This is a genomic window from Rathayibacter sp. AY1D9 (assembly GCF_002932395.1).
GTDB lineage: Bacteria > Actinomycetota > Actinomycetes > Actinomycetales > Microbacteriaceae > Rathayibacter.
Genome location: NZ_PSVQ01000038.1, coordinates 1 through 11,529, shown reverse-complemented (window position 1 = coordinate 11,529; position 11,529 = coordinate 1). Strand labels below are relative to the sequence as shown.

Here is an 11,529-nt window from a genome sequence, read left to right as displayed (position 1 = left end):
ACTCCGCGTCCGTGATGACCGCGTCCTCGGCCGTCGCGGACTCGAACGGGGAAGTGCGACGCCCGCAGCGGGTCGAGCAGGCTGTCGCCGGCGACTACTCGCCGTCCTTCGCCCTCGCGCTGATGCAGAAGGACGCGGGGCTGATCCAGACCTACGCGGACAGCGTCGGTGCGCCCGTCCCCGGCGTCGCGACGGCCCGCCACTACATCGACGAGGCGATGGCCGCCGGCTTCGGCGGGGAGAACGCCTCGGCGCTGATCAAGGCGATCGCCGCGGAGGCCGACGTCGACCTGACCCGGCGCTGACCCTCCGCCCCGGGGTGCCCCTGCCCGGCCGTGACGGCCGCCGCAGGGGCTCCCCCGGCACCCTCCCCGTCCCGGCCGCGCCGCGTGCTTCACTGGAGGGATGACCACGCGTGACGACCACATCGCCGACTTCGCCGAGTTCCTGACCGCCTCCCCCTCCTCGTACCACGCGGCCGCCGAGGCGGCACGGCGCCTCGAGGGAGCCGGATTCACGGGGCTGGACGAGACGCAGGCGTGGCCCGCGGGGCCCGGCCGGTACTACGTCGTCCGCGACGGCGCGATCATCGCCTGGCACCTGCCCGAGGGCTCCGGGGCGACCACGCCCTTCCGCATCCTGGGCGCCCACACCGACTCCCCCGGCTTCATGCTCAAGCCCCGGCCGACGATCGGCTCGAAGGGCTGGCTGCAGGCCGGCGTCGAGATCTACGGCGGCCCGCTGCTCAACTCCTGGCTCGACCGCGAGCTCGAGCTGGCCGGGCGCGTGGTCACCCGCGACGGCTCGACGCGCCTGCTCCGGACCGGCCCGCTGCTGCGCATCCCGCAGCTCGCGATCCACCTCGACCGCACGGCGAACGAGGGACTCACCCTCGACCGCCAGAAGCACACCGTCCCCGTGTTCGGCGTCGGCGACGCCTCCGAGGTCGACCTGCTCCAGCTGCTCGCCGCGCACGCCGGGCTCGACGACGCCTCCGACATCGCCGGCTACGACCTGCTCACCGCCGACACGCAGGCGCCGCGCCGCTTCGGCCTCGACGAGATGTTCCTCGCCGCCGGGCGGATGGACGACCTCAGCTCCGTGCACGCCGGCCTCGTCGCACTCCTCGCGGCGAGCGCCGATCCCGCGGCGCCGCCCGCGCACATCAGCGTGCTCGCCGCCTTCGACCACGAGGAGCTCGGCTCGGCGAGCCGTTCCGGAGCGAGCGGGCCGTTCCTCGAGGACGTCCTCTCGCGCATCGGCACGGCCCTCGGCGCCGGCGTCGACGAGCGCGCCCGGGCGATCGCCGCCTCCTGGTGCCTGTCGGCCGACGCCGGCCACTCCGTGCACCCCAACTACTCCGAGAAGCACGACCCGTCGAACCAGCCGGTCGCCGGGAAGGGGCCGCTGCTCAAGATCAACGCGACGCAGCGCTACGCGACGGATGCGCGCGGCGCGGCGCTGTGGGCGGGCGTCTGCGAGCGCGCCGGGGTCGGGTACCAGGAGTTCGTCTCGAACAACTCGGTGCCGTGCGGATCCACGATCGGCCCGCTGACCGCGACCCGGCTCGGCATCTCCACGGTCGACGTGGGAGTGCCGCTGCTCTCGATGCACTCGGCGCGCGAGCTCGCCCACGTGGACGACCTGGTCGCCCTGACCGCGGCGATCGAGGCGTTCTTCACTCCCTGAGCCGGGTCGGGCGCGATCGGGGTCCGCGGCGCCGCGCAGTGTGCGGGCGGACCCTGCGACCCCGCGCAACCGCCAGGCGGGCCCCGCGGCTCCGCTCAGTCGCCGGGCGGCCGCCGGCGCTGCTGCTTCGTCTCGGAGCGCTGCTGCTTCGCGGCGAGCCGCCGGCGGGTGGAGCCGCGCGTGGGCCGGGTCGGGCGCCGCGGGGCGGAGGGCGGCGCGAGGGCCGCGGTGATGATCCCGCGGAGCAGCTCGAGGGCCGTCTCGCGGTTGCGCAGCTGCGAGCGCTCCTGCGCCACCGTGACGGTGACCGCCCCGGAGACGAGCCGCCTCCCGAGGCGCTCGAGCAGGCGCGAGCGCTGCTCGTCCGAGAGGGCCGTCGACTCCTCGACGCTCCAGGTGAGCTGCACGCGGCTGTCGGAGGTGTTCACGTGCTGCCCGCCGGGCCCGGAGGAGCGCGAGAACCGCCACTGCAGCTCCGATGTGGGGACGACGAGCCCCGGCCGCACCTCGAGATCCATGCGGCAAGCCTGGCACGCGCCCACCCCGGAGCGGCAGCGCCGGCGATCCGTTCCCGGGTGCGATGTCCTCTTCCGGACGTGTCCGCTACAGGCTCTTGTCCCCGCCGTGGTCACGTCCGGACACTGGAGGGGTGCCCGGGCGGGCGCATCGGCCGACTCCTCAGGGCCACCCGAAGGCGTCGAGGGGTCGGCCGCACGGCTCGGTCCCGCGGGAGCTCAATCGCGCGGCACCGTCTCGGCGAGGTCGATCTCGCCGTCGTCCAGCGCTCCCGGCTCGAGCGCCTCCGGATCATCGAGCACCGGCTCCCCGGCACCGGCGTCGCCGTCGCGGGTGCGCGAGTCCGCCGCCCACGCCGTGCCGAGCGCGAAGAGCGTCGCCACTCCGTAGTGCTCCATCGCGGCGGCCACGCGGCGGCGGCCGGTCCGCGGATTCATGCCGAGCCGGTGCGACGCGGTCTCGAGCGTGACGCCCTGGCGCATCAGCCGGAGCAGCGGCAGCCAGCTCTGGTCGACGGCGCCGATCGGAGCGGCCTGCCGCCACAGGACCTCGAAGTACGACTCGACCAGCCCGGCCAGCGCCGCATGGCGCACGCCGAGCACGCTGGTCGGCTTCGTCTCGCCCCACTCGAACGGGACGGCGAGGTGGTCGCCGTCGACCCAGAACCAGCTCGGCGGGCTCTCGAGGAGCCGGTACTCGACGCCCGCCGCCTGGTACGCCTCCACCCGGGCGAGCACCCGCGGGTCGCGCGCGCCGGCGGCCGGCATGATGACGCGCACCCGGTCCTTCGCCGCGAGCGCGTGCCCGAAGCGGATCGCCCGCTCCGTCGGCGGGTCGAGGAAACGCTCCACGTTCGGGAGCACCGCCACGAGCGAGCCGGAGTCGCGGCGCACCAGGTCGAACCAGAGGTCCTCGGAGGCGTGCGGCCCGTGGCGGAGGAGGGTCGGCACGGGATCCGACGTGTCCTCGCCGACCCGCCAGGCGCCGAGCAGCATCGGCAGGCCCGCGACGACGCGCTCGATCCCGTCCAGGGACTCCCTGCCCGCTCGCCGCGCCGACTCCGTGTGCCGGGCGATGGCCGCGGCCGCCCACTCCATCGGCGCCGGGAAGTCGAGCTGCTCGCCCTCGCCGCCCATGAGCCCCCGGCCGCGGAGCCGCTCGATCGCCGCAGCGACCTCGGCCTCGTCGATGTGGGTCAGCTCCGCCGCGTCGGCCAGCGTCGCCGGCCGTCCCCGCAGCAGCGCAGCCAGGAGTCCGTCGTCGTCCATGCGTCTCCTTCGCCGTGGGCCGTCACCCGAGGGTGCCGTCTCCGCGGTCGAGGAGCAAGGGACGCGCGGCGGACGGCGGGGAGCGGCCAGGCGGGGGCGGCGGATGAACTCGTGACGGGCACGGACCTCGGCTCACCTGAGGAGACCAGCCGGAAGATCAGGGCCGTCCCTGGTTCTCCGTCTTGATGCCTCCCCAGGCCTACTGTTCTGCGACGTCCCGTACGCGACCGGACTCCGAGCCCTTGAGAGAGGAGACGTCTGGTCGACTTCAGACGCTCGGGCTCCCGTCGTCGAGGTCCTCGTGGTGGCGGTCGACGTATCCAGCCATGCCGGGGACCGTGAAGGCGATCTGGCCGTGCTCGGGTGAGTAGACCAGTCCTTTGCTGATGAGCGCGGCACGGTAGGGCCCGAGGCTGGTTGTCGGGATACCCATTCGCTGCGTGACGAGAGCGGTGGAGGAGGGTCCCTCACCGTCGGCTGCCATGGCGCGGAGCATTCGTCGCTCTGAGCGCGTGGCTCGCTGCCATCGTGAGCGGAAGAATCCGGCATCGAGCTGTTCGGTCCCGTACTGCACTGCTGCCGTGGCGTCGGCCAGAGTGACAAGACGACTGGAGAGGTTCCATGCGGCCTGCCCGTACTCCTGAATGAAGTACGGGTAGCCGCCTGCGGCTTCGAGGAGAATCTCGAGCGCATCGGGAGCGAACTCAGCGCCGAGCCGCTCCGCGGGCTCTCGGAGAGCGTGCGCCGCATCATCGCGAGAGAAGGTGCCTATCTGTCGATAGTTGAAGAGGCGCTCGGCGTACGAACGCGTCTCCGTGAGGACACGGGGGAGATTCGGGAGGCCGGCGGCGATGATGTAGAACGGCCACTCCCGCTGGTTCGCCGCATGCTGAGCGGCGATGAGCGCACCCATCGTCTCCGCATCGAGGTCCTGCATCTCATCGACGAACACACCGAAGGCACGACGACGCTCCCCCAGAGCGGTGGAAACGTCTTCGACGAGCTCGAGGAGGTCGACTTCAGCGTCGCCGGAGTCGGCACGTCCGTCGTTGAGTGCGACTCCGAGTTCGATCCCCGTTGCACCGACCTTCGCATTGAACGAGGAGATCGTGCCGAGCGCTTCTCGCATCAGCGCCGTCGGCTTCGAGCGGGTGAGCTTGCGAGCGGACACGACGAGCTCTCGAGCCAGGGCACGCCGTACGGCCCGCGCGCCGCCTTCATCCCGACGCGCCTCGAGGCGCACCGTGAGCCACTCGAACGACTCCGCCATGCGGTGCATCTCGTTCAACAGCACCGTCTTGCCGACGCCGCGGAGGCCCGTGAGGACGATGCCGCGATCGCTCATTCCATGCGTGACACGAGCGCGGATCGTGTCGAACGCTTCGAGCTCGCCAGTCCGACCAACGAGCTCGGGCGGCCGCCGACCGGATCCAGGGCTGTAGGGGTTCTGCTCAGGCAACATCTAGCCGATGATAGTCACCTCTAGCCGAAACCTAATTCATCGCTATCGACTGCAATCGTCCGCGCCGGCGCCACGTGGTGGCGACCATGCGATGCTGCGAACCCCCGTTCCAGCTTCCCTTCGAGTCGCCGCCGGGCAGCGCATCGGACCCTGCACGCTGAAGGGCGAGCGCGAGCCATGTCCGCTCCGACCGAGGATCGGCTCGCGCCGTCGATCCGGGTTCGGCCGGGCGCATGCTGCTGCGGTCACTCGGACAGCAGCGGGATCGAGCGGCCCAGGTGCCTGCCGTACTCGGCGATGGCGCGGCCGACGGGGAGCCGCTCGGCCTCGTAGCGCTCGAGTGCCTCGTCGACCGGGTGCCGCGCGAGGGAGGCGGCGAGGGCCAGCGCGTCGCCCGCCGCCTTGGCCGCGCCCATGGCCGTGTGCGGCCGCACCGTCACGGCGGCGTCACCGAGGAGGGCGACCCGGCCGCGGACCGTCCGCGGCGGGACGTAGTCGACGATCGCCTGCAGGAAGGGCTGCGACTCGGCCAGGACGGCAGCCGCGAAGGGCGGCGGCAGGCGGTCGACCGCGTCCTTATCGAGCCGGCGGCGGAGATCGTGGGCGAGATCGCCGGGCGCGAGGGACACGCTCTCCGACGCACGGCCGGACGCCGTCATCACTCCGCGGAGGGCCTCCTCCGAGAGGGGCCGGTACCAGACCCAGTTGTAGCGCCGGCGGCCGGGCTCCACCTCGCCGGCGGGTCCGGGGACGAGGTAGCCGAGGATGTGCTCGCCGGGCGCGGTGTAGAAGGCGAAGCGTCCGAGCAGAGTCGCCGCGGCCTCGGCGGGGAGCGCCGACTCCGGGATCAGCCCGCGCCAGGTCGAGTAGCCGGCGTAGCGGTTCCCCGGCGCCTCGGGCGCGACCGCCGCGCGCACGACGGATCCGAGGCCGTCGGCTCCGATGACGACGTCGAACTCCAGGCCGCTCCCGTCGCGCAGCTCGACGACGACCGGGTCCGTCCCGTCCGAGGGGCGCACCCCGGCGACGGCGTGACCGAGGAGGTAGCGGTCGGCGGGGATCCGCGAGCGGAGCGTGTCGTAGAGGTGGTCCCACGACACCTGCGTCTGCGGGGAGGGGTCGCGGCCGATCACGCGCCCGGAGCGGTCGAGGGTGATCCCCTCGTGCGCGACGACGCCGACCCGCGCCTCGTCGTCGCGGCCGATCGCGTGCAGGAGGTCGATCAGGTCCTGCTGGGCCACCAGCCCGGCGCCCCGCAGCGACAGGCCCGTCGCCGACCGCTCGAGGACCGTCACGCGGTGCCCGTCGCGGACGAGCAGGGCCGCGGCGAACAGTCCGCCGATCGAGCCGCCGACGATCCCGACGTCGAGCGGGCGCACCGCTCCTCCTGCTGCCATGAGCGCGACCGTACCGGCGAGCGCGCGGCGCCCGTTCCTACAGACGGCGGAACAGCGCGGCCTCAGGCGCGGTCGTCCGCGCGCAGCGACCGGATCATGCCGCGGAGCAGGCGCGCCGCCGCCTGCCGCTCCTCCTCCGCGAGCCCCTCCAGCATCCGCAGCTCCACCCCGCGGACGGCGGCGGACGCCTCGGCCAGGCTCCGGCGTCCGCGCTCGGTGAGCCTGGCGGGGAGCGCCTTGCCGACCGGAGCAGCGTCGGGGCGGGTGACGACGCCGTCGCGCTCCAGAGTCTGCAGCAGGACGTTCATCGACTGCCGGGTGACGAAGGCGCCCCGCGCGAGCTCCGAGTTCGAGAGGCCCGGCCGCTGGGCGAGGAGCTCGAGGCAGGAGTAGTGGGTGACCGTCATCCCGAGCGGGCGGAGCACGGCCTCCATCGCCGCGCGCAGGGCGCTCGACGCCTCCTTGAGGAGGTAGCCGAGCGAGGTCTCGAGGTCGATGCCGTCTTGACTCATGTCAGTATTCTGACATACGCTCCCGTGTGTCAGAAATCTGACACAACCGAGGAGGAACCCCATGCCCGTCACCGGCCCCGACTTCGTCTCGCTCCAGGTCCGCGACCTCGCGGCGTCCCAGGCGTTCTACGAGCAGTACCTCGGCCTGGTCCGCTCGCCCGCCGGCCCGCCGCACGCCGTCGTCTTCGCGACGACTCCGATCGCCTTCGCCCTGCGCGACCTCGCGCCCGGCACCGACCTCGACTCCGCCTCCCGCCCCGGTGTGGGCGCCGCGATCTGGCTGCACGCGACCGGCGTGCAGGAGATCCACGACGCGCTCGTCGCCGACGGGCACCCCGTCGTCGCGGCTCCCATCGACGGCCCGTTCGGGCGCACCTTCACCTTCGCCGACCCGGACGGCTACCGCGTCACCCTGCACGACCGCGCCTGAGCGGGACGGTGCGGACCGCGCCTGAGCTGAGCGGGGCGGAGCGGACGGGACGAGGCCGGGCGCCTCAGCCCATCGCGCGCAGCTGAGCCGCGAAGAGATGCAGCGAGCGGTCGACCTCGGGCAGCGCCGGCGTCCGATTGAGGTGCCCGTGGGGCATGCCGGCGGCCAGGTGCCCGGTCACGGCGACGTCCGCCTCCGCGAGCTGGCGCAGGAGCAGCTCCGCTGACCCCCGCAGCTCGTCGTACTCGTTCACGAGGACCGTGACCGGAGGCAGACCCGCCAGCGGCGCGGAGCCGGGCAGCGCCTCGACGGGGAGGTCGGAGATCCGCCCGAGGTAGGTGCGCACCATGCCCTCGATGCTCGACGGAGGAAAGCGGAGGACGGGCGGCAGCTCGCGCAGCTCGGCCGCGATCGCGTCGTCGACGGCGGGGTTGGGGAAGTGGGCGAAGGGGTAGGCCAGGAGCACGTGCTCCGGCAGCCGCGCACCGGCGTCGCGCTCGCGGAGGACCGCGCCGAGGGCCAGGGCCGCACCCGCGCTCGCGCCGCCGATCGCGACGGGCGTGGATCCGGACTCCGTGCTGCGGAGGTGCCGCCAGGCGGCGTGCACGTCGTCGAGCGGGACGGGGTAGCGGACGTCGGGGCCGGCGAGCCGGTAGTCGACGGAGGCGACCCGGGCCCGCGCCCGGTGCGCGAGCTCCGCCGCGACGACGTGCGACTCGCGCATGTCGATGCTCCCGGCGGCGAATCCTCCTCCGTGCACCCAGAGCAGAGCGCGCTCGGGCGCGGCGGGCGAGTACACGCGCAGCGGGACCGGTCCGTGCGGGCCGGACGCCGTCTCCGCGACGACGTCGATCCCCTCCGGCAGCGACCAGGGCCCCGGATCCTCCTCGAACGCGGCCATGCGGGCGGCCTGCTCGGCGTCGAGCGGATACGCGAGGCCGGCCAGGAGAGGCAGCCGAGCGGCGAGGTACGGATCGAGCGGCATCGGCGCCTCCTGCGGGGTCGGGGTCGCGGACCACGCTAGCCCGGCCGCGGGTCCTCGAGCGGCGCCTGCTCAGCCGCGTCTCTGCAGGAGCAGCACGCCGTCCAGGAGCACGGCTGCCGTGCCGTCGGGAGCGGTCACGGCGCGCTCCCTCGTCTCGACGAGCTCCGCGGTCCACTCGGCGGGGTCGAGGGCCAGCTCGGCGAGCTCCTCCTCGGGGCCGACGAGGTGCATCGCTCCGTGGCGGTGGTCGTCGCCGCTCGCCCACGGCGGGGGCGCGGCGTGCGAGACGACGGCGAGGCGGCCGCCGGGAGCGACGACGGAGGCCGCCCGCCGCAGCACGTCGATCCGCGGGAACTCGGCCATCGAGTGCAGGAAGCTCGCCGTCACCAGATCGAACTCCCCCACGACCGGCCAGTCCTCGGCGAGGTCGGCCTGCACGAAGTCCACGTCGGCGCCCCGCTCGGCCGCGGCCGCGCGCGCCCGGCCCAGCGCCGTCTCGGAGAGGTCGAGCCCCGTGACGCGCCAGCCGAGCGACGCCAGCCACAGCGCGTCCGCCCCCTCACCGGCGCCGAGGTCGAGGGCGCGGCCCGGCGGCAGCGAGCCGACCAGCCCGACCAGCGTCGCGTTCGGGCGGCCCGACCAGATCCGATCGGAATCGGCGTAGCGCGCCTCCCACTGCTCGCGTGCGGTGCTCATGCTGCTCCTCGTCCCCGGGCGCAGGGGCACCCGCGTCGAGGATGCCGCGCCGCCGCTCCGGCCGCCAGCGCTCGTGCCGAACCGGCACGGGCACCCGTCCCGCGGACGACACGGCCGGACGGAGCCGCGGCGCCGCGCGGACCCGCCGGACGCACTTCCCCGACACGCCCCGCGCCGATTAGCGTCGGTGCATGGCCCTCCGACTCGAAGAGATCATCGTCGACTGCACCGACTTCCGGACCCTCGGGCACTGGTGGCAGGAGGCGCTCGGCTGGGACGTCGTGGACGAGGACGAGGACGGCATCGAGCTGCTCGCCCCATCGGGACGCGGGCCGAGCCTGCTCTTCCTCGACGTACCCGAGCGCAAGGCCGTGAAGAACCGCCTGCACCTGGATTTCGTGCCGGACGACCAGGAGGCGGAGGTCGCGCGGCTGGTCGGCCTGGGGGCGACGCGGTCCGATGTCGGGCAGGGCGAGCAGCCCTGGGTCGTGCTCGCCGACCCGGAGGGCAACGAGTTCTGCATCCTCTCCGCTCGGGAGTGAGAGCGCTTCCACTTTCCAGGACGGTTGTCGGGAAAGCGCTTCCATGCGCACGCATCGAAAAAGAATCTGAGATGTCAAGGGTAGAACGATCGTTCTCGACTCCCTAGCATCGCCTCCGACGCGTCTCCCGACCGAGAGCGCGCGGACCCGAGGAGTCACCGTGACCACCTACGACAGACCCGTCGCCGCCGTCGGCATGACGCAGTCGCAGCAGCAGGGCGAGCTGCTCGCCGGCCGCGCCCTCGAGAACCGCGCCCTCGGCCTCTACGCGTACGCCTACCGGCTCACACTGTCGGACTCCGCGGCGAGCGCCGCCCTCCGTCACGCGGCGGTCACCGTCCGCAGCGGACGGCCGCAGGGACTCGACGACACGGGCGCCCTCGACCTGATGCGCTCCGAGGTCGGACGCGCGAGCGTGAAGCGCGGCGGCTCCGCGATGGAGCGCGCCGAGCAGGCCCCGTCGGCGATCCGCGAGGACGACCTGCTGCGCTCGGGCTTCCACCGCCGCCTGCACGCCCTGCCGACGCTCGAGCGCCAGGCCTGGCTGCTCCGGCACACCGGCGGCCACGACGTCGACGCGATCGCGGCGATGCTGCAGGAGTCGGCGGAGCGCATCCGCTCGGCCCTCGCCTCGGCCGCCCGCACGCTGGTCGAGGGCGAGCTGGCCGAGAGCGAGTCCGCGGAGTAGCGCGGCACGAGGTGCCCGAGAGACGCCGGGTCCAGCCGGCGGCGCCCCTCAGGCGTCTGGGACCCGGCCGCGACTCGGCGCGACCGGGAGGACGGGGTCAGTCGAGGTAGTCGATGTCGTCCCACGGCTGGTGGACGTCACCGGTGTCGCGGTCGTCGTCCGGCACCTCGAGCTCCTCGAAGATCACCGGAACACCCGTCGAGATCAGGACGCTGACCTGGCGGTTGCCCACGATCACGAAGTCGACGAGGCCTCCTCCGGCCTGCGTCGCCTCGGTCGCCGACCGCTTCAGCTCGGCGACGTCGGTCCCCTGGGACAGCCCGTAGGTCTTGCCCTCGATGGTGACGGTGGTGCGGATCATGTGGCGCTGCTGCTCCTCGGCTCGATGGGTTCAGCGTACGAATCGCGACAGAGCGCTGCCAGGCCTTGCGGTGGACGCCCGCGGCTGCCACAGGTGAAGGGGCCGGCTGAGGCGAGCGGCGTCCGGAGCCGAGGCCGGAAGCAGCGTGACGGGCCGCTCGGGCGGATCCGCCGCTCCTGACCTCGGTTCCGGACACCGGGCGGCGGAGTCAACCGGGCGCGCTCCACGGAGCTCCCGCCGTAGCGTGGAACCTGTCCGCACGTTCCGCATCCAGCGACAAGGAGGATCCGATGACCGAGAAGAACACTCCCGAGGACCCGCAGACCACCGACCCCGAGCACGTCGACCCCGAGACGGCCACCGACCCCGAGGGCGACCCGGTCGAGAACCCGTCGGGCTGACGCCCGCACCGGAACGGCCCGCGGCCACCGGGACACCGCTGAAAAGGCGGAGTCCCGGGGGTCGCGGGCCGTTCCCGTGTCCGGCGCCGCCATACTGACGGAGTGCAGGCCGAGGACGACGAGCGCAGGGATCTCGAGCGGATCCTGTCGGCCCGACCCCGCGACGACGGCGCCGACCGGGACGAGCGGCGCGAGGCGCTGCGACGGCTCGGCGAGCTGGAGGCGGAGGACGCGCCTCCCGGAGCGACGCGGTCCGGCGCGCAGACCGGCGCCGCGCCGTCCATGGCGCAGCCGGGCGCGGCGCATCCCGGGACGGCGACCGACTCGCGTGCCCCCCTGCCCGCGACCGCACTTCCGCTGTCGGCGACCGTCGGCTCCGAGACTGCGGAGTCGCCCGCCGAGCACCCCGACGGGCCGGCCCCGCGGACGCCGCACCCCCGCCGCCGCCGCCTCGTGCTCGCCGCCGCGATCGTCGGCGGAGCCGCGGTCGGCGCTCCCGCCCGCACGCACGACGCGCTGCTGGCCGGACTGCGCGAGGGCCGCCGCCTGGCCGACGACTCCGCCCGCGAGGTCGGTGCCCGC

13 protein-coding genes and 1 pseudogene are annotated in these 11,529 nt (G+C 73.8%); 6 read left to right on the top strand and 8 right to left on the bottom strand.

Translation table 11 applies throughout. The features are described from left to right. The first annotated feature begins 53 nt into the window (after nt 1-53). Together C5C50_RS13845 and C5C50_RS13840 are read left to right on the top strand one after the other, a co-directional pair. Nucleotides 54-305 (top strand): NAD-binding protein, encoded by a 252-nt coding sequence (locus tag C5C50_RS13845; RefSeq protein WP_181133939.1) that lies wholly within the window; start codon nt 54-56, stop codon nt 303-305. A 100-nt stretch (nt 306-405) separates the two neighbouring features. Continuing rightward, a complete protein-coding gene (locus C5C50_RS13840) occupies nt 406-1,689 on the top strand; it encodes a M18 family aminopeptidase (RefSeq protein WP_104273699.1) in 1,284 nt (427 codons plus the stop codon). A 95-nt stretch (nt 1,690-1,784) separates the two neighbouring features. Here C5C50_RS13840 and arfB read toward each other — a convergent pair whose 3' ends face one another. From arfB to C5C50_RS13815, 5 genes are all read right to left on the bottom strand, one after another. Next, entirely contained in the window at nt 1,785-2,207 is a 423-nt protein-coding gene (arfB, locus tag C5C50_RS13835; protein ID WP_104273698.1) for an alternative ribosome rescue aminoacyl-tRNA hydrolase ArfB, read from the bottom strand. 216 nt (nt 2,208-2,423) lie between these two features. Further along, the gene (locus C5C50_RS13830) at nt 2,424-3,473 is read right to left on the bottom strand and encodes a hypothetical protein (RefSeq protein ID WP_104225861.1); all 1,050 of its coding nucleotides are present in this window, start codon (nt 3,471-3,473) and stop codon (nt 2,424-2,426) included. Nucleotides 3,474-3,741: 268 nt separating this feature from the next. Further along, on the bottom strand, nt 3,742-4,935 hold the full coding sequence (locus tag C5C50_RS13825; RefSeq protein ID WP_104225860.1) for an ATP-binding protein: 1,194 nt from the start codon (nt 4,933-4,935) through the stop codon (nt 3,742-3,744). A gap of 245 nt (nt 4,936-5,180) precedes the next feature. Continuing rightward, the gene (locus tag C5C50_RS13820) at nt 5,181-6,332 is read right to left on the bottom strand and encodes an FAD-dependent monooxygenase (protein WP_219814103.1); all 1,152 of its coding nucleotides are present in this window, start codon (nt 6,330-6,332) and stop codon (nt 5,181-5,183) included. A 62-nt stretch (nt 6,333-6,394) separates the two neighbouring features. Next, the gene (locus C5C50_RS13815) at nt 6,395-6,844 is read right to left on the bottom strand and encodes a MarR family winged helix-turn-helix transcriptional regulator (protein ID WP_104225858.1); all 450 of its coding nucleotides are present in this window, start codon (nt 6,842-6,844) and stop codon (nt 6,395-6,397) included. 61 nt (nt 6,845-6,905) lie between these two features. On the opposite strand from C5C50_RS13815, the gene C5C50_RS13810 reads away from it, so the two are divergent. Further along, nucleotides 6,906-7,274: a VOC family protein gene (locus C5C50_RS13810; RefSeq protein WP_104273696.1), complete on the top strand. Its 369-nt coding sequence runs from the start codon at nt 6,906-6,908 to the stop codon at nt 7,272-7,274. A gap of 64 nt (nt 7,275-7,338) precedes the next feature. Here the strand turns inward: C5C50_RS13810 and C5C50_RS13805 are convergent, their stop codons facing one another. After that, nucleotides 7,339-8,259: an alpha/beta hydrolase fold domain-containing protein gene (locus C5C50_RS13805; RefSeq protein WP_104273695.1), complete on the bottom strand. Its 921-nt coding sequence runs from the start codon at nt 8,257-8,259 to the stop codon at nt 7,339-7,341. 69 nt (nt 8,260-8,328) lie between these two features. Then, the gene (locus C5C50_RS13800; protein WP_104238133.1) at nt 8,329-8,955 is read right to left on the bottom strand and encodes a class I SAM-dependent methyltransferase; all 627 of its coding nucleotides are present in this window, start codon (nt 8,953-8,955) and stop codon (nt 8,329-8,331) included. 191 nt (nt 8,956-9,146) lie between these two features. On the opposite strand from C5C50_RS13800, the gene C5C50_RS13795 reads away from it, so the two are divergent. Then, nucleotides 9,147-9,497 carry a VOC family protein gene (locus C5C50_RS13795; protein WP_104273694.1) on the top strand — a complete coding sequence of 117 codons (351 nt, stop codon included), beginning with the start codon at nt 9,147-9,149 and terminating at the stop codon, nt 9,495-9,497. A gap of 160 nt (nt 9,498-9,657) precedes the next feature. Further along, entirely contained in the window at nt 9,658-10,185 is a 528-nt protein-coding gene (locus tag C5C50_RS13790; protein ID WP_104273693.1) for a sigma-70 family RNA polymerase sigma factor, read from the top strand. Between the two features lie 97 nt (nt 10,186-10,282). Here the strand turns inward: C5C50_RS13790 and C5C50_RS13785 are convergent, their stop codons facing one another. Continuing rightward, nucleotides 10,283-10,546, bottom strand: coding sequence for a hypothetical protein (locus C5C50_RS13785; RefSeq protein WP_104224053.1), 264 nt, complete (start codon nt 10,544-10,546; stop codon nt 10,283-10,285). Between the two features lie 503 nt (nt 10,547-11,049). Between C5C50_RS13785 and C5C50_RS13780 the strand changes: the two are divergent. Next, nucleotides 11,050-11,529, top strand: a pseudogene (locus C5C50_RS13780) (hypothetical protein); the annotation flags it as partial.

What these genes read in the sequence shown, in the direction of transcription:
- C5C50_RS13840 (WP_104273699.1), top strand. Translation starts at nt 406, where the DNA reads ATGACCACGCGTGACGACCACATCGCCGACTTCGCCGAGTTCCTGACC.
- arfB (WP_104273698.1), bottom strand. Translation starts at nt 2,207, where the DNA reads ATGGATCTCGAGGTGCGGCCGGGGCTCGTCGTCCCCACATCGGAGCTG.
- C5C50_RS13830 (WP_104225861.1), bottom strand. Translation starts at nt 3,473, where the DNA reads ATGGACGACGACGGACTCCTGGCTGCGCTGCTGCGGGGACGGCCGGCG.
- C5C50_RS13825 (WP_104225860.1), bottom strand. Translation starts at nt 4,935, where the DNA reads ATGTTGCCTGAGCAGAACCCCTACAGCCCTGGATCCGGTCGGCGGCCG.
- C5C50_RS13820 (WP_219814103.1), bottom strand. Translation starts at nt 6,332, where the DNA reads ATGGCAGCAGGAGGAGCGGTGCGCCCGCTCGACGTCGGGATCGTCGGC.
- C5C50_RS13815 (WP_104225858.1), bottom strand. Translation starts at nt 6,844, where the DNA reads ATGAGTCAAGACGGCATCGACCTCGAGACCTCGCTCGGCTACCTCCTC.
- C5C50_RS13810 (WP_104273696.1), top strand. Translation starts at nt 6,906, where the DNA reads ATGCCCGTCACCGGCCCCGACTTCGTCTCGCTCCAGGTCCGCGACCTC.
- C5C50_RS13805 (WP_104273695.1), bottom strand. Translation starts at nt 8,259, where the DNA reads ATGCCGCTCGATCCGTACCTCGCCGCTCGGCTGCCTCTCCTGGCCGGC.
- C5C50_RS13800 (WP_104238133.1), bottom strand. Translation starts at nt 8,955, where the DNA reads ATGAGCACCGCACGCGAGCAGTGGGAGGCGCGCTACGCCGATTCCGAT.
- C5C50_RS13795 (WP_104273694.1), top strand. Translation starts at nt 9,147, where the DNA reads ATGGCCCTCCGACTCGAAGAGATCATCGTCGACTGCACCGACTTCCGG.
- C5C50_RS13785 (WP_104224053.1), bottom strand. Translation starts at nt 10,546, where the DNA reads ATGATCCGCACCACCGTCACCATCGAGGGCAAGACCTACGGGCTGTCC.